This is a genomic window from Alexandriicola marinus, assembly GCF_004000435.1.
In the GTDB taxonomy this organism is placed as follows: domain Bacteria; phylum Pseudomonadota; class Alphaproteobacteria; order Rhodobacterales; family Rhodobacteraceae; genus Alexandriicola; species Alexandriicola marinus.
In genome coordinates, this window is record NZ_RBVZ01000010.1 from 1 (window position 1) to 21368 (window position 21368).

The 21368-nt window shown below is 63.9% G+C and carries 19 protein-coding genes; 12 read left to right on the forward strand and 7 right to left on the reverse strand.

Annotation, left to right across the window (positions count from 1 at the left end; genetic code table 11):
• Positions 1–89: 89 nt before the first annotated feature.
• Both EP376_RS18620 and EP376_RS18625 read right to left on the reverse strand, forming a co-directional pair.
• Complete coding sequence (locus EP376_RS18620) at positions 90–899, reverse strand: SDR family oxidoreductase (RefSeq protein WP_127657140.1); 810 nt, start codon at positions 897–899, stop codon at positions 90–92.
• Complete coding sequence (locus EP376_RS18625; RefSeq protein ID WP_238928797.1) at positions 880–2625, reverse strand: extracellular solute-binding protein; 1746 nt, start codon at positions 2623–2625, stop codon at positions 880–882. The genes EP376_RS18620 and EP376_RS18625 overlap by 20 nt, the downstream gene beginning before the upstream one ends.
• Before the next feature lie 316 nt (positions 2626–2941).
• Here EP376_RS18625 and EP376_RS18630 point away from each other — a divergent pair, with 316 nt between their 5' ends.
• The 6 genes from EP376_RS18630 to EP376_RS18655 all read left to right on the forward strand — a co-directional run bounded on the left by EP376_RS18630 (position 2942) and on the right by EP376_RS18655 (position 9054).
• Complete coding sequence (locus EP376_RS18630) at positions 2942–3904, forward strand: sugar ABC transporter substrate-binding protein (protein ID WP_127657141.1); 963 nt, start codon at positions 2942–2944, stop codon at positions 3902–3904.
• 77 nt (positions 3905–3981) lie between these two features.
• Positions 3982–4779 (forward strand): SDR family oxidoreductase, encoded by a 798-nt coding sequence (locus EP376_RS18635; RefSeq protein ID WP_127657142.1) that lies wholly within the window; start codon positions 3982–3984, stop codon positions 4777–4779.
• Between the two features lie 33 nt (positions 4780–4812).
• Positions 4813–5787 (forward strand): ABC transporter permease, encoded by a 975-nt coding sequence (locus tag EP376_RS18640; protein WP_127657143.1) that lies wholly within the window; start codon positions 4813–4815, stop codon positions 5785–5787.
• Positions 5788–5798: 11 nt separating this feature from the next.
• Positions 5799–6791: an ABC transporter permease gene (locus EP376_RS18645; protein WP_127657144.1), complete on the forward strand. Its 993-nt coding sequence runs from the start codon at positions 5799–5801 to the stop codon at positions 6789–6791.
• The gene (locus EP376_RS18650) at positions 6788–8299 is read left to right on the forward strand and encodes a sugar ABC transporter ATP-binding protein (RefSeq protein WP_127657145.1); all 1512 of its coding nucleotides are present in this window, start codon (positions 6788–6790) and stop codon (positions 8297–8299) included. The genes EP376_RS18645 and EP376_RS18650 overlap by 4 nt, the downstream gene beginning before the upstream one ends.
• Before the next feature lie 35 nt (positions 8300–8334).
• Complete coding sequence (locus EP376_RS18655) at positions 8335–9054, forward strand: ThuA domain-containing protein (protein ID WP_127657146.1); 720 nt, start codon at positions 8335–8337, stop codon at positions 9052–9054.
• Here EP376_RS18655 and EP376_RS18660 read toward each other — a convergent pair.
• Entirely contained in the window at positions 9046–9807 is a 762-nt protein-coding gene (locus tag EP376_RS18660) for an IclR family transcriptional regulator domain-containing protein (RefSeq protein WP_164744992.1), read from the reverse strand. The two genes, EP376_RS18655 and EP376_RS18660, sit on opposite strands and share 9 nt — an antisense overlap.
• 78 nt (positions 9808–9885) lie before the next feature.
• Between EP376_RS18660 and EP376_RS18665 the strand changes: the two genes are divergently transcribed.
• From EP376_RS18665 to EP376_RS18685, 5 genes are all read left to right on the forward strand, one after another.
• Positions 9886–10260 (forward strand): Rieske 2Fe-2S domain-containing protein, encoded by a 375-nt coding sequence (locus tag EP376_RS18665; protein WP_127657148.1) that lies wholly within the window; start codon positions 9886–9888, stop codon positions 10258–10260.
• Positions 10261–10274: 14 nt separating this feature from the next.
• Entirely contained in the window at positions 10275–11495 is a 1221-nt protein-coding gene (locus EP376_RS18670) for an aromatic ring-hydroxylating oxygenase subunit alpha (protein WP_127657149.1), read from the forward strand.
• A 3-nt stretch (positions 11496–11498) separates the two neighbouring features.
• On the forward strand, positions 11499–12962 hold the full coding sequence (locus tag EP376_RS18675) for a glutamine synthetase family protein (RefSeq protein ID WP_127657150.1): 1464 nt from the start codon (positions 11499–11501) through the stop codon (positions 12960–12962).
• An 8-nt stretch (positions 12963–12970) separates the two neighbouring features.
• Entirely contained in the window at positions 12971–13639 is a 669-nt protein-coding gene (locus EP376_RS18680; protein ID WP_127657151.1) for a hypothetical protein, read from the forward strand.
• Between the two features lie 75 nt (positions 13640–13714).
• Positions 13715–15976, forward strand: a complete 2262-nt coding sequence (locus tag EP376_RS18685) for a molybdopterin-dependent oxidoreductase (protein WP_127657152.1) — start codon at positions 13715–13717, stop codon at positions 15974–15976.
• 18 nt (positions 15977–15994) lie between these two features.
• Here EP376_RS18685 and EP376_RS18690 read toward each other — a convergent pair whose 3' ends face one another.
• From EP376_RS18690 to EP376_RS18700, 3 genes are all read right to left on the reverse strand, one after another.
• A complete protein-coding gene (locus EP376_RS18690; protein WP_127657153.1) occupies positions 15995–17476 on the reverse strand; it encodes a winged helix-turn-helix domain-containing protein in 1482 nt (493 codons plus the stop codon).
• Positions 17477–17620: 144 nt separating this feature from the next.
• On the reverse strand, positions 17621–17974 hold the full coding sequence (locus EP376_RS18695; RefSeq protein ID WP_127657154.1) for a hypothetical protein: 354 nt from the start codon (positions 17972–17974) through the stop codon (positions 17621–17623).
• Between the two features lie 143 nt (positions 17975–18117).
• A complete protein-coding gene (locus EP376_RS18700) occupies positions 18118–18891 on the reverse strand; it encodes a transglutaminase-like domain-containing protein (protein ID WP_127657155.1) in 774 nt (257 codons plus the stop codon).
• A gap of 236 nt (positions 18892–19127) precedes the next feature.
• On the opposite strand from EP376_RS18700, the gene EP376_RS18705 reads away from it, so the two are divergent.
• Positions 19128–20369, forward strand: coding sequence for a calcium-binding protein (locus EP376_RS18705; RefSeq protein ID WP_164744993.1), 1242 nt, complete (start codon positions 19128–19130; stop codon positions 20367–20369).
• 13 nt (positions 20370–20382) lie between these two features.
• Here EP376_RS18705 and EP376_RS18710 read toward each other — a convergent pair whose 3' ends face one another.
• Positions 20383–21330 (reverse strand): NAD(P)H-binding protein, encoded by a 948-nt coding sequence (locus EP376_RS18710; protein WP_127657157.1) that lies wholly within the window; start codon positions 21328–21330, stop codon positions 20383–20385.
• Positions 21331–21368: the final 38 nt, after the last annotated feature.

Below are 21368 nucleotides of genomic sequence, written 5' to 3' on the forward strand. Positions count from 1 at the left end.
AATTTGGCATCAAAGCGCGTGACATATAGGCTCCTTTCGGGTGCGTCTCGGCGCACCCGGCTTGTTTGAGACTTCGGTTGTTCGACTGCTTACTTGGTGACCCAGCCACCGTCGATGGAGATCATCTGGCCGGTCATGTAATCGCTGTCGTCGGACGCGAGGAACGAAGCGGTGCCGACGATGTCGTTGGGATAGGACACCCGCTTGATCACGAGGTTGTTCGCAACGATGTCGTCGTAGGCCTGTCCTTCACGCTCCTTGAAGCCGATTTCGACGAGGTCCTTGTCCAGTTGTTCCCAAAGCGGGGTCACCACCACGCCCGGGGCATAGCCGTTGACGGTGATATTGTGCTCGGCCAGGCCAAGGGCGCCGCATTCGGTCAGCGCAAGGCAGCCATATTTGGAGGTGCAATAGACGGTCACGTCGACCAGCGGCTTGCGCGAGGCGATCGAGCCCACGTTGATCAGCTTGTAGGGGTGATCTTCCATCGGGCCTTGGGCGATCATCTGTCGGGCCGTCTCCTGCATGCCCAGCCACATCGCCTTGGTGTTGACGTTCATGATCATGTCCCAGTTGTCTTCATCGATATCCATGAAGAACCGGGGCTTGTTGAGGCCCGCGTTGAACAGACCCACATTGATCGAGCCGAAGGCTTCGACGGTGGCCGCGACGGCGGCGGCGTTGTCTTCCCGCTTGGTCACGTCCATCTTGACCGCGATCGCGCGGCCGTTGCCGGCGGCGTTGATCTTGTCGGCCATTTTCTGCGCCTCGTCCAGATCGAGGTCGCCGAGACAGACATTGGCGCCTTGCGCGGCGAAGGCTTCGGCATTTGCCGCGCCCATGCCGCGGGCAGCACCGGTGATCAGGATATTCTTACCTTTAAGGCGATTGGGGTCCATGTTTTCCTCCCTGGGTAACCGTTTGTCGCATGAGGTCTTCGGCACGGGCCTGCGCCCGGGCCAATGCCTCGCGGGGGGTCACGATCCCGCGCAGCATATCGTGTAATTCGTGTCCGCAGATCCGGATGATGTCCGAGATCTCGGGGATCGGCGGGCGCGGCCAGAACTGCAACTCGTCGCGCCAGGACATCTGATCGACCAGCTCGAAGATCGGCGACAAGCGCCGGACTTCGGGGTCGGCGCCCACGGAATAGCGCGGCGAGGTCCGGCTTCCGTTCTGGGCATAGAGTTTCTGGGCGCCGGGCGAGGTAAAGGCGACCAGCGCCTCGACCGCATCCGAGACGCGGTCTTCGGCCAGGTTCGAGGGGATGCAGAACACATAGCCGCCGACCGGTGCGATGGGCGCGCCCGCGGGGCCGTGCGGATGCGGCAGGTAGCCGGTGTTGCCATGCGCCGGGCAACCTTCGTCCAGTTCGAAATACGGCGCCAGAAGCGTGTAGCCATAGGCCATCGCCACGCTGCCCGCCGCATAGGGCCGGACTCTCTCATACCACGACATCGACAGGATGTCGGGGGGCGAGAACTCCAGCAGCTGCATCAGGTAATCGGCGGCGGCCCGGGTTCGTTCGGTGTCGAGGGTCGGCTTGAAGCCGCCCTGATCGAGGTGATCGGCATCGTATCCCCCGGCAATCCGGGGGATGTCGATGATCGGCTGACCGAACGCCGCGCAGGTCATCATGAAGGTGTGGCCGAGGGCCGTCCCGCGCGCGGCGTTCCACGCAACGCCAAAGCGGCCGTGCCGGGGTTCGTGGAAATGGCGTGCCGCCTCGATCACGGCGTCGGTGGTGGTGGGCGGCTCCAGCCCCTCGTCGGCGAACCAGTCCTTGCGATAGAACATGAGTTCGGGCGTGGTCTGGCTTGGCACGCCATAGGGCGTGCCGCCCCAATGGGCCGCGCGCCAGCCGGCGGTGTGGAAATCGCTTGGATCGAGGCGGGAGACATCCATCACGTCGGTCAGCGGCTGGATCACGCCCTTTTCGACGAATTCGCCAAGCCAGGGCAGGTCGACCGCGATCAGATCATAGCGGCTCCGGCTGCGTCCGGCATTTCGCAGCGCTTCTTCGCGCAGGCGGTCGATCGAAAAGGCGCGCTGGTGGATGTCGGTGCCGACGATCTGTTCGAACTGCCGCTTCAGCGCCTCCATGACCATGAAGGTCGGATCGCCATGAACAAGGATGCGCAGGCCGCCCGGCGCCTTGAGTGGCTGGGGCAGGGCGCGGGGCGGTGCGATCGTGGCGCGCCCCGTCTGGTAGGAGCCGCCGAAGTAATAGTCGGCCTCATCGTCGGCGCGTTCCCCGCTGCCGAATGCGGATCGGCCAAGCCGATCGACGCGGTCGGCCAGCTGGCTGAACTTGTCCAGCAATTCCGGGCTTGGATGCAGGGAATAGCTTTTGCCGGTACGGGTGCGCGGCCGCTGTTCGACAAGGCCCGCATCACGGATTTCGGCCAGCTTGCGGGTTGCCGTCGCATAGGGAACGCCGGCCGCGGCCACCATGGAGGAGGGCGAAACGACCCGCCCTTCGGCATGGCTGCGCAGCAGGTGCAGGATCATGTTCAGATGCGGGTTGGGCGTGTTCGGATCTATTGATGTATCAAGCTCGACATAAAGTTCCTGCAGAAACAGGATCACGCGTTCCAGCTCGGGGCTGGCAGCCATTCCGGACATCTCTTCTGTGCCGGGCGGCACAGATTGTCCGAAATGAATTTTCTTGATTGCGTGATGCTGCATTTTTCCGAGGCGTTTGGATATGTCGGTCCGGGAGCGCGACTCGCCCATGAGGTCCTCCTGCAACTTGCTCAGATTGATATCCGTCAGTATGGTCAAAAATATCTATTATGGATATCAAAACATTCATTTTGGATAAAATGGTATGAGTCAAATCGGATAGAATCGCACTGGATAAGCGACAGATTGCGCGGGGTCGTCCCGGGCTGGGAGGACAGCCGCAATCAGCCAACGAACTCTTGGGAGGAACCCGGAAATGAAGATTTCGACAAAGATCGCGCTTGTCTGCTCGACGGCGATGCTTGGCACCTCGGCCTTCGCCGACGCGCATGCCACCTACACCATCGGCATTACCCAGAACAATGTGGGCGTCGACAGCTACCAGACGACCTATGAACAGGCCTTCATCGCCGCCGCCGAAGCCAACGACGCGGTGGAAGTCGTGGTTCTCGATGCCGGCGGTGACGTTGCGCGCCAGATCGCCCAGATGGAAGACCTGATCCAGCAGGAAGTCGACGCGATCATCATCTGGCCGACCAACGGCGAAGCGGTGATCCCGGCCGTCCGCAAGGCCTATCAGGAAGACATTCCCGTCATCGTGACAAACTCCAACATCGCCGAAGCCGGCTTTGACTTCGTGGCCTCCTTCTCCGGCCCTGACAACGTCACGCAGGGCGCCCGCTCTGCCGAGATCATGTGCGACCGGTTCAAGGAGCTTGGCATCGAGAACGAGGCCAAGGTTGTCCACATCACGGGCCAGCCGGGCTACACGACCGCCATCGAGCGTGCCCAGGGCTTCAACGACCGTCTGCCCGAAGTCTGCCCGAACGTGGAGCAGATCGACGAGCAGCCGGGTGACTGGAACCGTGAGAAGTCGCAGCAGGTCATGGAAGCCTTCCTCGTTCAGTACGACGACATCGACGGTGTCTACTCGGGCGACGACAACATGGGTGTCGGCGCAATGAACGCCGCGATCGCCGCCGGCCGTGCCGATGGCATCACCTTCGTCGGTGCCACGAACTTTGCCGTGGGCTACGACGCGATGGCCGAAGGCACCTACTGGGGCTCGATCTACCAGTCCCCGGTCGACGATGCCGAAGCCGCGCTCAAGACCGCGATCGACGTGCTCAACGGTGAGGAAGTTCCCTTCCTGAACTACTTCGACACGCCGAAGATCACGCAGGACAACATGGACGAATTCACTCGTCCCGTCTTCTGATATCCTCCTGTGATGCGCGGGGCGGCTCGTCCGCCTCGCGCATGACTTTTCCAACAACATAATCGACGGGGGAGGCGATGGCTCGGGTTTCGGGGCGATCCTGTATCGTGACGGGTGCAGCACAGGGTATCGGGCGCGCCATTGGCGAAGCGCTACTCGACGAAGGTGCGGATGTCTGCTTCGCTGACATCAACGGAGAAAAGGTCGCAGGCGTGGCCGAGGCCAACGCGGCGCGCGCCGCCGCCGGAGGTGGCAAGGTCACCTCGAGCGCCGTCGATGTGACCGATCGCGATCAGGTCAGGGCGATGATCGCCCATGCCGTCGCGACCTTCGGCAAGCTGGATGTGAAGTTCAACAATGCCGGCGTGAACAAGCCGATGAATTTCCTCGACGTGACCGAGGACAACTGGAATTTCATAATGGGCGTCAACGGGCTGGGCTGCATGATCGGCATGCAGGAGGCCGCGCGCCAGATGATCGCCCAAGGCACGGGCGGCAAGATCATCAATACCGCCAGCATCGCCAGCCGACAGGGCTTTGACAACGTGGCCCCCTATTGCGCAAGCAAATGGGCTGTGGTGTCCTTGACCCAGTCGGGCGCGCGCGATCTGGCGAAACATGATATAACCGTCACGGGGTTCGCACCCGGTGTGGTTGCGACAGAGATGTGGGAGCAGGTCGATCAGGACCTGATGGACATCGGCGCATCGGAACGTCCGGGTCAGGCCATGGAGGAGTTCTCGTCCGAGATCCTCAAGGGTCGCGTCGCGAAACCCGCCGACATCACGGGAACGACAACATTCCTTGCGTCGGAAGACAGCGATTACATGACCGGACAGATCGTCATGATCGACGGTGGCATGACATTGGTGTGACGACACGCAAGATCGGCACCTTGGGAGGAGAAGATGGCGGAACTATCGAAACAGAGCATCGGAAGTTTCCTGGCGCGGCAAGGCATCCTTGTCGCGTTCGTGATCTTCATGGTTGGATTCGCGCTTGCAAATCAGCGGTTTATCGCGATTGACAACATATCCGGCGTGATCCGCTCCTCGGCGATCCTCGGTGTCATGGCGCTTGGCGTTACATTCGTTGTGATCGGCGGGAACCTCGATCTTTCGGTGGGCTCGATGATGTCGTTCTCGACGATCGTCGTGCTGGACCTGCATGACAAGCTGGGCCCGGCACTGGCCATTCCCGCCATGTTCGGGATGACGCTCGCGCTGGGGGCGTTCATCGGGTTTCTCGTGGGGTATCTGAAACTCAACTCACTCATCGTGACATTGGGAATGTTATCCGCGATCCACGGGCTCACGCTCACCTATTCCGGCGGTCAGAACATGGATATCGCCGACAAGGCCGGCACATGGTTTTCCGTCTTCGGACAGGGCCGCGTCATGGGCATCCCGGTTCCGATCCTGATCTTCGCGCTTCTCGCCGTGGTGCTGAGCCTGGTCCTTTCCCGGACGCCGTTCGGACGAAAGGTCTATGCCGTGGGCGGCAACGGGCAGGCCGCGACATTCTCGGGCATTCCCCGGGCGCGCGTCGTGTTCATGACCTACCTGATCTCGGCATTCTGCGTGGCGACGGCGGGGCTGTTGCAGGCCAGCCGCAGCATGGGCAGCCAGAACACGGTCGGGCAGGGCATGGAGCTTGAGGTTCTGGCCGCGGTCATCCTTGGCGGCGCGTCGCTTCTGGGCGGATCGGGGACGATCTTCAAGACGGTGATCGGGGTCCTGATCCTTGGCTTCATCCAGAACGGTCTGCTTCTGGTCGGGCTCGAGTTCTACTTCCAGTACGTTGTGACCTGGGTGATCATCATCCTGGCCGTCTGGCTGGATATCGCAGCGAAGCGGGGCCGCATCTGGTCGCCGATTGCCTGAGGATCGATGCAATGAACAGGGAAACACTTCTCAAACAGGGCGGCATCTGGGCCTTCATCGTTGTCGAGTTGATCTTCTTTTCGGTGGCGGGCGAATACCTGTCGGTCTCGGACAAGGCCTTCATGGATTTCGACAACATGCTGCTGCTTCTCAAGCAGTCGGCGCCGATCGGGATCATCGCGCTTGGCATGACGATCATCATGATCAACGGCAATATCGACCTGAGCGTCGGCGCGACCTTCGCGCTTGCCGCGATCGTCCTGCTGGACAGCATGACATGGCCGTTCATGGCCGCGATGGGCGACTGGGCGATCCCGCTGGCATGGGTCTTTGCCTTGCTGACCGGGGTGATCCTCGGCGCGATCAACGGGTTGATCGTGTGGAAGACCGGGGTCGACGCCTTCATCGTGACGCTGGGGTCGATGCTGGGCTATCGTGGCCTTGTCTTCATGTACAATGGCGAACAGCCGACCAGCCACCTGAACTGGACCCTCGTCGATTTCGCCGAGGCGCAATTTCTGGGGCTGCACACGGCCACGTGGTTCCTTCTGGGAACGGCGGTCATCCTGTGGCTCCTGATGACCAAGACGGTTCATGGCCGGAATGCCTATGCCATCGGCAACAACCGCGAGGCGGCAGTCAACGCCGGTATCCGCGTGGGCCCGCATTTCCTGATCAACTTCATGATAATCGGGTTTCTCGCGGCCTTGTCGGCGGTGGTCTTCTATTCGGAAAGCGGCTCGGTCAATCCCAACGACGGGATGCTCTATGAACTGTGGGCCATCACGGCGGTGGTTCTTGGCGGCACCAAGCTGACGGGGGGCTATGGCTCGATCGTGTCGACCCTTGGCGGCGTGATCGCGATCCAGCTGCTGCGCAAGGGCCTTGGCCACATCGGCGCGGATACGGAGACCGTCAATCTTGTCATCGGCCTGATCCTGATCGCGGTGCTGTTCCTTGACCGGCAGCTGAACCGCAAGGGCAAGGAGGAGTTGAAGATATGACCGACCAGACCCCCGCATTGCGCCTCGAAGGGATCGTCAAGACCTTTCCCGGCGTGCGCGCCCTCGATGGTGTGTCCTTCACCGTGATGCCGGGCGAGGTTCATGCCCTGATGGGCGAGAACGGCGCCGGAAAATCCACCCTGATGAAGGTTCTGGGCGGCATCTACGACCCGGATGAGGGCCAGATCTTCATCGAGGAACAGCCCACCGTCATGACCTCGCCCATGCAGGCCAAGGCCAAGGGCGTCGTCTTCATCCACCAGGAACTCAGCCTTGCCGACGAATTGTCGGTGGCCGAGAACATATTCCTCGGGGAATTGCCGCTGAAATCGCTGGGCCGGGTCGACTGGGCCAAGCTCTATTCCCAGACCGATGCCATCCTCAAGACGCTCAACGTGGGCTTCAACGCCAAGACCCGCGTGGGGGATCTGTCCATCGCGAACCAGCAGATGGTCGAGATCGCCCGCGCCCTGACCGTCGATCCCCGCGCCGTGATCTTTGACGAGCCGACGGCCTCTCTGACGGATGCGGAGAAGGTCGTTCTTTTCGACGTGATTGCAGATCTACAAGCCAAGGGCGTGGGGATCATCTATATTTCCCACCGGATGGAAGAAATCTTCAAGATCACCGACCGCATCAGCGTCCTGCGGGACGGCCAGTATCGCGGCACGCTCAACACCTCCGAGACCAACGAAGACGAGGTCACGCAGCTGATGATCGGGCGAAGCCTCGATCTGTCGCGCAATGCAAGTCATCACGAACTGGGCGACATTGCCCTCGAGGTGCGGGGGTTGAGCTGTGGTGACCTGTTCCGGGACGTGAACTTCAACGTCCGACGCGGCGAGGTTCTGGGGTTCTACGGCCTCGTCGGCGCGGGACGGACCGAAATCGCCGAGACGATCTTCGGCCTGCGCGATCCGTCGGCCGGGCAGATCCTGCTCAACGGGCAGGAAGTGCGCATCAGCTCTCCCATCGACGCGATTTCGCACGGCATTTCGCTCGTGCCGGAGGATCGCAAGGGGCAGGGGCTCGTGCTTGGCATGAATTGCAGGGACAACATGACCCTGCCACAGGTCGATGATCTGACTGCCGGCCCCTTTGTCAGTGACGGGGCCGAGATCGCGATCTTCGACCAGTATCGCGACAAGCTGGATATCCGCACCCCCGGCTGGCGCCAGACCGTGGGCAACCTGTCGGGCGGGAACCAGCAGAAGATCGTCATCGGCAAATGGCTGTCGATGCGGCCCGAGGTTCTGATCGTCGATGAACCGACCCGCGGCATCGACGTGGGATCGAAATCCGAAATCCACAACCTGATCCGCGATTTGGCCGCACAGGGCTATGCAGTGATCGTCATCAGCTCGGAAATGCCCGAGGTGCTGCACGTCTCGGACCGGATCGTCGCCATGTTCTCCGGCCGTGTCATGCGGGAATTCACGTCCGAGGAGGTGACCGAGGACAGCCTGATCCAGGCGATCTCGGGCATCACCGGTGACAAGGTCGCCTGACGGGCGAGAGTAGCCGATCAAGGAAAGGACGCGCCATGAAGGCCGCGCTGTTTGTCGGGGGCTGGGAAGGGCACACACCCACCCATTTCGCCGATTGGTACAAGGCCCTGCTCGAGGAAAACGGCTTCGAGGTCGATGTCTATGACACGCTCGAACCGCTGGAGCGGCCAGACGATCTGGCCGATGTGGACCTGATCACGCCGATCTGGTCCTCGGCCCGGTCGGGCCATCGCGACGAATTCGGCAACATGACGAAACCGCAGGAAGACGGGCTGCTCAAGCTGATCGGCGCGGGCTGCGGTTTGGCGGGCTGGCATGGCCACATGGGCGATGCGTTCCGCGACCGGCCGACCTATCATTTCCTGATCGGAGGGCAGTTCGTGGCCCATCCGCCCGGCTGGCCCGACAACCTCCAGCCCACCGAGGATTACATCGACTACGACGTGACGATCTGCCAGCCGGATCATCCACTTGTCGAGGGCATCCGCAGTTTCCGGATCCGGTCGGAGCAGTATTACATGCTGACCGATCCGTCGAACAACGTGCTGGCGACCACGACGTTTTCGGGCGATCACCTCTGGTGGATCGAGGGCACGGTTATCCCCGTGACCTGGACCCGGCGGTGGGACAAGGGGCGCGTCTTCTATTGCTCGATCGGGCACGAGCTGGACGATCTGAAGGTGCCGCAGGTGACCGAGATGATCCGGCGCGGTGCGATCTGGGCCGCCGAAGGCAAGGCCATCGCGTCAGCCTAGGCCGGGTTCCCGCCCCAGCGCGATCGCGGCCTGCCGAAGAATATCGAGCGCGCGATCGCGGGCCTCGCGCGGGGCGAGCCGATTGACGGACGCCGTCGTTCCAAGTGCCGCGGATGCGCCACCGATCCGCCCCACAGGCACGGCCAGACCCGCCGCGCCCCGTTCGAATTCGCCCGAGACGAAGGCATGGCCGTCGCGTCGCGCCGTCTCGATCGCCTGCCGCAACGCGCCCGGCGCGGTCTCTGTCGTTTCGGTGAAGCGGCGCAAAGGCGCCTGCTCAAGTAATTTCGCGACGATGTCGTCGGGGCTGCGGGCCAGCAGCATCCGCCCGATTGCCGTGGGCCACAGGGGCAGGCGGCTCCCGGCGGTGAAGCCGATGGACACGCGCGCCGAGGCGGTTGCCGATTGCGCGACATAAAGCGCGCTGTCGTCGTCGCGGACGGCAAGGGCGATCTCTCCGTCCAGCCGTTCGGCAAAGAGGTTGAGGATCGGCTGCACGACCCGACCGATTTCATGGGCCATCAGGTAACCCGCCGACACGCTGAGGATCTTGGGCGTCAGTTCCAGCACGCGGCCGTCCTTGCGCAGATATCCCTCCTCGATCAGCGTCAGGCACAGACGTCGGGCGCTGGCCCGGTCGAACCCTGTCTGCCGCGCGATGTCGGCCATCGTCAGCCCGCGACTGCCGGCCCCGAAACAGGCCAGAACCCGCAGCCCCTTGGCGAAGGTCGATGCGCCATCGGCACTGGCCATGTTGACAGCCTCCCCGGACTCATTAGTGTTCATATATCGACAAGATGTGCGATTATCGCACAATATCCGAAGGTTTCAATGTCAGACAGAACCGCCACCACTGGGCCCGGGCCGGGCTGGCTCGAAATTGCGCGAAGCCGGGATCTGCCGGCAAAGCGGCCTGTCCTGCCGGTCACCCTTGGAGAACGGCGCATGGTGCTCTTTCGTGACGAAGAGGGGGGGCTTGGCCTGATCGGTCGCAACTGTCCGCACCGCGGCGCGGATCTGTGCTATGGCAGGCTCGAGGACAATGGTCTGCGTTGTCCGTTTCACGGCTGGCATTTCGACCGGACGGGCCAATGTGTCGAACAGCCTGCCGAACCGGAGGGGTCGCAGATGTACAAGGCGATCAAGGTGCCGATGGTGCCGGTGCGCGAGGTGGACGGGGTGATCTATGCCCATGCCGGAACCTAGGAAAGGACGACGGAATGATCAGTCAGCAGCTCAATGACCGGATCACGCGGATCGGGCCGGGCACACCGGCGGGCGCAGTTCTGCGCCGCTACTGGCAACCTGCCGCCCTCGCGGACGAGGTGGAGACGGGCCTTCCCCTGCCGGTGAACCTGATGGGCGAACGGCTGGCGCTTGTCCGGGCCGACGACGGCGCATTGCGCCTTGTCACGCGGCAATCGGGGCCGGGCGAACCGCCCGCCCATTTCCCCGAAACCGTGGCGATCGATGCCGATGGCCCGACCTATCCCGCAACGCTGTGTGCCGGCGTTGTCTTTGCTTATATGGGCCCGGGCGATCCGCCTGATTTTCCGTCCTTCGACTGTTTCCGCGCGCCCGACAGCCATGTCTTCGCGTTCAAGGGCCTGTGGGAATGCAACTGGCTTCAGGCGCTCGAGATCGGGATCGATCCGGCGCATGCGTCGTTTCTGCATCGCTTCCTTGAGGATGAGGATCCCGAGGCGGGCTATGGCAGGCAGTTTCGCGACAAGGCGGCCCAGACCAACATGCCGATGACGCAGGTTCTGCGGGAATATCCGCGCCCGGAAATCCGGGTGGACGAGACGGATTTCGGTCTCAAGATCACGGCCCTGCGTCATATGGAGGGCGCGCTGACCCATGTGCGTGTGACCAACCAGATCTTCCCCGAGGCGATCTGCATCCCCATGTCGCGCGAGATGACGATCACCCAATGGCATGTGCCCATCGATGACGAGACCTGCTATTGGTACACGATCTTCACCAGCTTTGACCGGCCCGTCGACAAGGCGCTGATGCGCGATCAGCGGCTGAAGGAACATCGCTTGCCCGATTACGCGCCGCTGAAGAACCGCGCGAACGATTATCACTACAACCCCGACGAACAGGCGACGCTGACCTATACGGGCATGGGTCTCGACATCAACGTGCACGACCAGTGGGCGGTCGAGGGCATGGGCCGCATTCAGGACCGGACGCAGGAACATCTGGGCCGAAGCGACGTGGCCATCATCCGCTTTCGCCGGATGCTGCGGCGCGCCATCACCGCGCTTGAGGAAGGCGACGAGGCGACGCTGCCGATGCTGGGTGGGGCGGAGGTGGGCCGCATGGTCGGCCCATTGTCGAACGACGCCATCGCCGACAGCGACAATTGGCAGGACGCAAGCTGGCAGGCCGACATGGCGCGGCGCGCGGCCTGTCCCTGGGACGCATCGGTCTGATTCATGGGCACATCCATCCGGGACAGGATCGCGGCAGGTCCGCTTGCAACGGCTGGGCGTCTGGACGCGGCGGCCATCGACCGGGCGGCAGAGGTCGTCGAACGGGTCGAGGCCGACGGGATCGAGACGCTGCGCCTGTGCTTTGCCGATCAGCACGGCATTCTTCGTGGCAAGACGATCGTGGCGGATGCACTCGTCTCGGCCTTCGTGTCGGGCATCGGGATGCCGTCGACGCTTCTTCTGAAGGATACCTCCCACAAGACGGTCTTTCCGGTCTGGAACGGCGCGGCTTCGACCGGGTCCTTGCCGTTCGCCGGGGCCAGCGACGTGCTGATGGTGCCCGATCCCCAGACGATCGTTCCGGTTCCGTGGTCACCGCATTCCATGATGATCCTGTGCGACGTGGCCGACCGGGCGGACGTGCCGGTTCCGGTCTCGTCCCGCACGATCCTTCATCGCGCCGTCGATGATCTCGCCGGCGCAGGATATGCCGCTGTCATGGGGCTGGAGGTCGAGTTTCAGGTCTTCGAACGGCTGGACCCCGCGCTGGATCATGGGCAGGCCACCATCCCGCCCGCGCCTGTCGTCACGCGGAACCTGACGCAGGGCTGGCAATACCTGACCGAAACCCGCTACGGCGAGGCCGAGGGCATTCTCGATACGATCCGGCGGATGGCCGAGGCCATGGGCCTTGCGCCGCGCAGCATGGAAATCGAGATGGGGCCAAGCCAGTTCGAATTCACCTTTGCGCCGTCCGATCCCGTGGGACAGGCGGATCGTGCCGTCCTGTTCCGCACGATGGTCAAGGAGGTGTGTCAGGCGCGCGGGCTTCATGCCAGTTTCATGGCCAAGCCGCGGCTGCCGAACGCGGCGGCCAATGGCTGGCATATCCACCAGTCTCTGATTCGCGCGGAAGACGGTGAAAACGCGTTCATGCCGGCGGAGCCGGGCGAATTAACGCGAGAGGCCGCAGGCTGGATCGCGGGGCTTCTCGATCATGCGGGCGCGGCCTGCCTTCTGACCTCGCCCACGATCAACAGTTACAAACGCTTCGCCCCGTTCCAGCTTGCCCCGAACCGGGTGCAGTGGGGCCGGGACAATCGCGGCGCGATGATCCGGGCGCTGATGTATCCCGGGGACAGGGCCAGCCGGCTCGAAAACCGCGCAGCCGACCCGACTGCCAACCCCTATCTCGCCTTCGCGGCGCAGATCATCTCGGGGCTCGACGGGATCGAGCGGGGCGCCATGCCCCCGCCCGCGACCGAGACGCCCTATGACGAGGCCGCGACGGCCCTTCCGTCCACGATGATCGAGGCGATCGAGGCCTTCGAGGGATCAGAGCTTTTCGCCCGGCGGCTTGGTCCGGATGTCGTCCGCTATCTCGCCCATATCAAGCGGGCGGAATGGGATCGCTATCTCTCGACCGTTTCGGAATGGGAACAGGCCGAATATTTCAACCTGTTCTAGGAGCCGAGATGGCTGGCCCGATCCTGCCCGTCGAGGGCCGCTTCTTCGAAGACACGATCGACGGCTATTTTCCGCTGACCGAAAGCCTGCGCCAGATGCTTGTGCGTCAGGGGTTCGCTGCCGCGTGGATCGACATCGCCCACGCCCCGATGATGCATCTGCCGGGCCTTGAACCCGATGCGCCGGTGCCCCTGCGGCTTGATCAGGCCCGCGCCGGAATGATCCGGCGGCTGCGCGGGGTCGTGCGCCTTGTTCCCGGTGGGGTGGCTCTGGGAGGCCGTGGGCAATGGCGCTGGATCGCCGACGGCCCCGCGGATCGGCTGCCCGCCGATATCCGGCTTGCCGAACCGGCCTTCCTGCGCGGGATCGGCATCGCAGCCGGCACGGACGACAGCGGATGGCTGGGGCCGATTGCCGCCCGGCCCAGCGCGGACATCGCCCTTTGCCCGGCCAGCGCTCTGCCATCGGCCCTCGACGCGCCCGGCTGGGCCGGGGCATCGGTCTGGGGTCCGTGCAGGGCCGAGGGGGGCATCCTGGCCGAAGACCCGTCCGCCCTGAGGCTCGGCCTGCCACTATCAGATCAGACCATCGGGTCTGTGAACGGCGGCGCCGTACTTGTCCGGCGGGCCGACCCTCATGCCGATGCCATTGCCCGCGCCATGCGGCTGGGGCTCTGAGCCGGCAAGGTCCGGTCTTTCCGGGGATGACGCTCCGCGCTAGGCTGGGGGCCTGCGACCGTTCAGGGGGAGCTCATGGCAGACGGACCAGATACCGTGACCAAGGTCACCACAAGCCATTGGGGAGCGTTCGAGGTCGACGTGCAGGGGGAACGCATCGTGGCGACCCGGCCCTTTGCGGCCGATCCCAATCCGCCCGCGATCCCGGCGATCCTGCCCGCCGCCGTTCACCACAAGTCGCGCGTCGCGCGGCCCTCGATCCGGCGCGGCTGGCTGGCGCGGCGTGACAGGTCGGGCCGGGGCAGCGACGAATTCGTGGCGCTGCCGTGGGACGAGGCGCTCGATATCGCGGGCGAGGAGATCGGCCGGATCGTCAGAGCCCATGGAAACGAGGCGATCTTCGGCGGGTCCTATGGCTGGTCGTCGGCGGGGCGTTTCCACCATGCGCAAAGCCAGGTTCACAGGTTCCTGAACTGCATCGGCGGCTATGTCGCCTCGTTCGGCAGTTATTCGACGGGCTGCGCCCAATCGATCATGCCGCATGTTTTCGGCGTCGATTTCCTCAAGCTGCTTTACGAGCATCAGGACAGCTGGCAGACCATCCATGACCACACCGAAACGCTGGTCATGTTCGGTGGCATCAATCCCAAGAATTCGCAGGTCAGCATGGGCGGTATCACCGAACATCAGACCGCGACGTGGTTCGACCGGTTTGCCGAAAAAGGGATGCGCTGCATCAACATCGCGCCGCAGCGGGGCGACGCGGATGCGCGGTCCGAGTGGATCGCCGTTGTGCCGGGCGCCGATACCGCGCTGATGCTGGCGCTGGCCCATGTTCTCGAGACCGAGGGCCTTGTCGACCGGTCCTTTCTCGACAGCCACACGGTGGGCTACGACAGGTTCCGCCCCTATTTGATGGGCGCGCCGGATGGTACGCCCAAGACCCCGGAATGGGCCGCGCCGCTCTGCGGCGTCGATGCCGGAACGATCCGCGCGCTCGCGCGGCGGATGGCCACGACACGGACGCTGATCACCGTGGCATGGTCGCTTCAGCGGGGTGAACATGGCGAACAGCCCTATTGGATGTCGGCGGTTCTGGCGGCGATGCTGGGGCAGATCGGCCTGCCGGGCGGCGGCGTGGGCTATGGCTACGGCGCGATCGGCGGGATCGGCAAGTCCCTGATCGGTCTGCGCGGAATGACCTTTCCGCAGCTGGACAACCCGGTCGGGGCAGTGATCCCGGTGGCCCGGATCGCCGATATGCTGCGCAATCCCGGTGCGCCCTACGCATTCAACGGACAGACGCGCCGCTATCCCGATATCCGGCTCATCTACTGGGCGGGGGGCAATCCCTATCACCATCATCAGGATCTGAATGCGCTGCACGAGGCGTGGAAGACACCCGAAACGATCATCGTCAACGAACCGTGGTGGACGGCCACGGCCAAGCGGGCAGACATCGTCTTTCCCGCGACCACACCGTATGAGCGCGAGGATATCGGCCGGACCAACCTCGACGATTACCTCTTTCACATGCCGCGCCTGATCGCGCCTGTGGGCGAGGCGCGCGACGATTACGACATTTTCGCGGGGCTGGCCCAGAGGCTTGGGGTGGGGGAGGCTTATGCCGGCGGGCGCAGCGCGACAGAGTGGATCACGGAGCTATATGCAGAATACCGCGATCTTGCCGCCCGTGAGGGGGTCGAGGTTCCGGAACTGGACACCTTGAAAGACCGCAACTGGGTGCGCCTGCCGATCCGCGCCGAGGGGCCGAACCGCACCTTCTTTGCGCCGTTCCGCGAGGACCCGGTCGCGTTCCCGCTGGGAACACCCTCTGGTCGGATCGAGATCTTTTCCGACACCATCGACGGGTTCGGCTATGACGATTGCCCGGGCCATCCGGTCTGGCTCCCTCCGTCGGAATGGCTGGGTGCGGCGACCCCGGAGGCGCCGCTGCATCTGGTTTCCCCACAGCCGGGGGACAAGCTGCATAGCCAGTTGGAAAGCGCGCTGGCCGATGTCGAGGGCGCGCGGCCCGAGACGGTGTTGATACACCCCGATGATGCGCAGGGCCGGGGCGTCAAGTCGGGCGATATCGTCCGGGTCTTCAACCGGCGGGGCGCCGCCCGCGCGCGGGCCCTTGTGACCGATGCGGTGCGCCCGGGTGTCGTCGCGCTGCCGACCGGGGCGTGGTTCGGTGATCCCGGCGCCAATGTGGACCCGCACGGCAATCCCAATGTCCTAACACAGGACGTGGGCACATCGCGTCTGGGTCAGGGCTGTAGCGCGCATACTGCACTGGTCGAGGTCGAACGCGCCGGGGCAGTTGTGGACTGACCCGCGGGCAAGTCGCGGTTACGCGGTCTGCGCCATTGCGCGTGCGCGTTCGGTGCGGGTGACCAGATACTGCGCAAAGGCCGGATCGGTGCAAGGCAGATCGAGAAAATGCCTCGGTGACAGCTCGATCCGCGACAGCATCGCGTGGAACTCCTCGCGCATGATGACCGCCGGATCGTCGGCGGCCACCGCGGCATAGACCAGCGCGTTCCATGACCCGAGGGGATTACGCTCGTGCCCTTCGCGGGCGGCCGCGATCGCGGCGCCGACGTTGCCGGATTGCAGCTCGGCCAGCCCGATCAGCGAGAAATAGAGCGGATTCTGCGGATCGCCCGGGGCTCGGCGCAGCATCTCGCGAAGGCGCAAGGCACCGACCGCCGGCTCACCCGAAAAAATCTCGCTGGTGGCGATGGTCAGATGGGCAAGGTGAAAGACCGGATTGATGTCGAGCGCGCGTTCGCAATCCAGACGCGCGCCCTCGTGATCGCCTAGCCGCCAGAGCCGCAGATTGCCCCGGGTTCGCAGCACGTAGTCGATGGAATGTCCCGTCTCGACCGCCCGCTGCGCCAGCGCCATCGCGGCCTCGACATTTGCGGGCAATTCATCGAACGGGATCAGCGGGATCATCTGCGTATCCCAGGACGCCAGCATGGACAGCGCGATCGGGTTCTGCGGGGCCAGGTCGACCGCCGCCGCGAGACAGGCGCGCGCGGCATGCCAGTTTTCGCGACGAAACCGGCAAAGATGCCATGCGGCCTTGGCCAGAAGCTCCTGAACGGAAAGTTCGGCGTCATCGCGGGCCACGAGGTCCGATCCGTCACCGGAAATCATCAGAACCCGGATCTGGGCCGCTATCTTGTCGGCGACGCGGGCGGGCAGGTCCCAGATGTCAGGCCCCGAGCTTTCCTCGATGGCGGCATGGATGTCTTCGCCCCGGCCAACGCGCACGATCTGGACATAGACGCGGGCCTTGCCGTCGCGGCACGACACCCGACCCGAGATCGTCGAACTTGCCTCTGCCCGGCGCGCCGGATCGGTCAGAACCTTGAGGCCGGCCCGTGGTGTCAGCCGGATCAGTAGCTCTTCAAAGACCGCGTCTGCAATCTCTTCGGCGTCGGCGGAATCGCCGCTGGTTCGGAACCGCGCGACATGAATACTCGGCGGAGCGGCGCCAGACGCGGCGATGCTACGGGCGGCAATGGCATACCCCTGTCCGATGGCTGTTCTCAGGATCGTGCGATCGGTGTCTGCCAGCGCGTGACGGATATCCTTGATGCATTGGACGAGGCTATCATCGGTGACCGCGATGTCGGGCCAGACCGCGGCGATCAGCCGGTCACGGGTCACGACCTGCCCCGGATGACGGGCAAGTTCGGCCAGAACCCGCCCGGATTGCGATCTGAGGGAAACTGTCTTGCCCGCTGCATCGCGCAGTGTGCGCGATGCGGGGTTGAAGGTCCGTGTTCCGATCAGAAGCGGGTGTTGATCCTCGTGGTCCATGGGGGCGCCTCCGGTCCTCGGATCCGTTGTCGCAAGGGAATGTCACCGCCCCTTCTGACCTGTCTCCGGCCCGATCCTAGCATGGTTCGGGCCGGATATCGGATCCAATTGCGCCCTTTGTCTTGAGGCGATCTGCCGATCCACTCAGCTCAGGCAATAATCGCAGGGCGCGGTGGTCAGGAACGGAAGACGCTCGGCCAGCGGCAGATCGGCTAGGCCGGGGGCGATCCAGTCGGCCCTGAGCGTATGAAGCGCGATGGGCGCGAGGCCGATGGCATGGAAATAGGCTTCGACATAGCCGTCGTCGGGCGCCTGCAGGACGAGGTAATGGCGGCCGTCATGGCTGAAGGCCTCGATCTCGACGACATCGAGCGTTTTAAGAAGCCCGGCGCGCGCTCCTCCGAAAGGGGTGACGATCTCGGCCACGAACTGATCCGCGACTGCGGCAGAGCCGGCAACGAGGGCCGCGAGGGCAAGGGCGAAGGGTCTGGGGGACATCGGGGTTCTCCTGTGGCGATGCTTGTCTATGTCGCCACCTTCGCCCGTTGCGGTCATGCGCGCAGGAAAGCCGTCCGAAATCGGCACGAAATCTGATGGATAGTCGCCGCGAAGTCGTTGTGGTCGGTCCGGGAGTGCCGCGATCAGCGCCTCGTGACCTGCACCGAAAGCTGGATCAGTTCCGCATCGTCCGGCGTTTCCATGAACGGCACATCCGCCGCGTCGCGACCGGCACCAATCACCACGATCTCGTCGGCGGCGCACATGCCGGTGGGGTCGACAAGAAACCACCGGTCGTTCAGCCAGACCTCGGCTACAGCATGGAAATCCGGCGGTGTGACGTCCGGCCCGTAGGCCGCGACATACCGGGCAGGAATATGCGACGCCCGGACCAGCCCGCAAAAGACATGAACGAAATCGCGGCAGACCCCGCGACGGGCGTCGAAGGTTTCTGCCATGGTCGTCGTGGCATCCGAATGGCCGGCCTCATAGGTGATCTCGGACCTGACCCAATCGCGGATCGCCGCGACCTTGCCCCCGCCCGTCAGGTGACCGAACTGGGTTCGGGCAAAGTCCTCGAACAGGTCGGATTCGCAATATCGCGAGGGGCGGAGGTAGGAATAGAATTCGCCGGGTATGTCCTGAAGCGCGGAGTCTGCAAGGTCATCGAGGCTCACACGCGGCCGGGTTACTTCCACCTGCGCCACGTATCGCAGGTTCATCTCGCGGTCAGGCAGAACGGCCCAGCAGCGCCGGCCGATCCGGTTCTCTCCGGCGAGGTGATGCAGGTCGGCATTCGCGATCTCGAACCTGTGCTCGACGATCTCCTGCCCCGGGGCCGCCGCGGCCTCCAGCGCAAGAAGCGCCGTGCGCTCGGGGCCAAGCCGGTAGGACATCGACACATCAATTTCGATCATCGCGGGATTCCCTGACATGGTCTCTCGCCCTTTCTCACAGACCGATGGGCGCACGTCCATCACCTTCCCCAGGCCAGGGGAGTGGCCCCCGAGCCGGTCGTCGCGTGCCGCGCTCTCGCCCGATAGGGGCCGCAGTCTCAGCGTGTTCGCGACCCTTCGCTGCCGCATTAATCGTTTATTGTCCGAAAGCTGGACGGAACGATGGATGTGTTCAGATTTTCGGATTGGAGAGAGTAATGCTGGTTGCAGTAGTTGACGACAAGTGGATGACGATAAGCGGGACCGCGTCGGACACCGTGGGCGCGGTCGAGATCATCCTTGTCGATGGCGCTGTTACGGTCGAGGACAACGATATCCTGGGCTCCTCGGTGCCGATCACCGGCGATGACCCTTCCGGAGTGATGAATATCGACGCCAGCGAGGTCACGGGGGCGGGTGTCTATATCGTGTCGGAGTATGAGGGCGTGACAAAACTTACCGCCTCCGGTCAGGCCGATGTCATCGTCGCGGGCGGCGGCGACGACAAGATCAAGGCCTATGAGGGCGATGACATCGCCTTTGGCGGCGAGGGCAACGATTTCGTCGACGGCCATATCGGAGATGACGCGATCAGCGGCGGCGCGGGCGACGATGTGTTGCGCGGCCATTCGGGCGACGATCTGATCGATGGCGGCCACGGCGTCGATACTGTGACGTTCCGTGGCGATCTTGCCGAATACACCTTCTCGGTGATCGATGGCCGCATGGCGATCATCCATCAGGGCGGGTCGGGTGCCGATGGCACCGATCTTGTCGCCAACGTGGAATGGGCCGAATTCGCGGACCAGACCATCGCAATCGACAGCCTCCCGATGAACCTCGTGGCGATCGTTGACGGCAAATGGCTCGACCTTGTCGGCACCGCCTTCGAGGACGGCGGGCAGATCTCGATCGTGCAGCAGGCCGCAACCTTCGACATCGCCGACAATGACGTGATCTCGACCCTGATCCCGGTCGTCGACGACACCTCCGCCGTGCGGCATGTGGATGCCAGCGGCGTTGTCGGGGCCGGCGTGTCGATCACCTCGACCTATGACGGGACAAGCAAGCTGACCGGGACAGGTCTTGGCGACTACATCGAGGCTCAGGGCAGCGGCGATGACAAGCTGAAGGGCTACGAGGGTGACGATATCCTGATCGGCGGGGACGGCGACGACCTTGTCGATGGCCACATGGGCGACGACATCCTGTTCGGCGGCAATGGCGACGACGAGATCCGCGGCAACCGGGGCGACGATATCGTCGACGGTGGCGCGGGCGAGGATATTTTCGTCTTTTATGGTGTGTCGTCGGAGTATGAGCTCTCGGTTGATGGCGATGGTTTCGTCATCTCGCACGTGGGCGGCAACGCCTCTGACGGCACCGACCGGTTCGAGGATATCGAACTTCTGGCCTTTACCGACCAGACCATCCACATCGACGATTGGGTCTTTGTCTGATCAGGCGCGCCGGTCAGAACACGGCGTGGGCGCCCAGATCGGTTGTGGCGCGGCCCGAAATCAGGTCGGCATAGTGATCCCATAGCGTGTCTGACCCGAATTCCGGCGTGGCGTCCGCATCATAGCGCGCCCTGGCGTCGTCCCAGATCAGCATCGATTCCGTCGCGTAATAGCGCCCCGTCCGGGCGAATTCCGCCTTGTCGCGCAAGGGCGGGATGACACGGGACACAAGGCCCAGCGTGCCCGCGATGCCATCCATCAGCGCAAAGGGCACATGGCGGATCTTCGGCTCACGGTTGAGCATGTCGAACAGGCGGTCGGCCTGATCGAGGGGGGTGACCGCCGGTCCCGGACCGCCCACCGGCAGAATGCGCCCGCGGCGATCGGGATCGGTCAGGCAGCCCACGATGAATCGCGCCAGATCGCGGTCGCTGATCGGTTTGCAGGCGGTCTGCCGGCCATCGCCGAACACGAGAAACGGCTTGCCCTCCATCACGCGGGCCACCTGTCCCGACAGCGATTTGAAGAACGCGGTCGGGCGGACGATGCTGAAGTCGAGGCCGCTGTCGATCAGCCGCTGCTCGAATGCCAGCTTCGCGTATTGGAAGGCAAGTCGCGGCTTTTGCACGCAAATCGCCGACAGCAGGATGAACTGGCGCGCGCCGGCGGCGGAGGCCTCCTCCATCAGGTTGATCTGCGCGTCATGTTCGACCGCCCAGGCATCGGCAGGCGCACCGCTGCGCGACGCCATGCACGAGATCACCGCATCGATCCGTTGACCATTCAGGGCGCGCGACAGGCTGCCGGGTTCGGTCAGCCGGCATTCGAGGGTCCGGGGTCCGGCCTCGGGAAGGGTCGCGCCGGGCCTGAGCGTGCAGATCACCTCATGGCCCTGTGCCGTCAATTCACGGGCAACCGCCTGCCCGATCGTGCCCGTGGCGCCGGCCAGCAAGATCGCCATCCGTCACTCCTCTACCCATCCGTTATGTCAACCTAGCG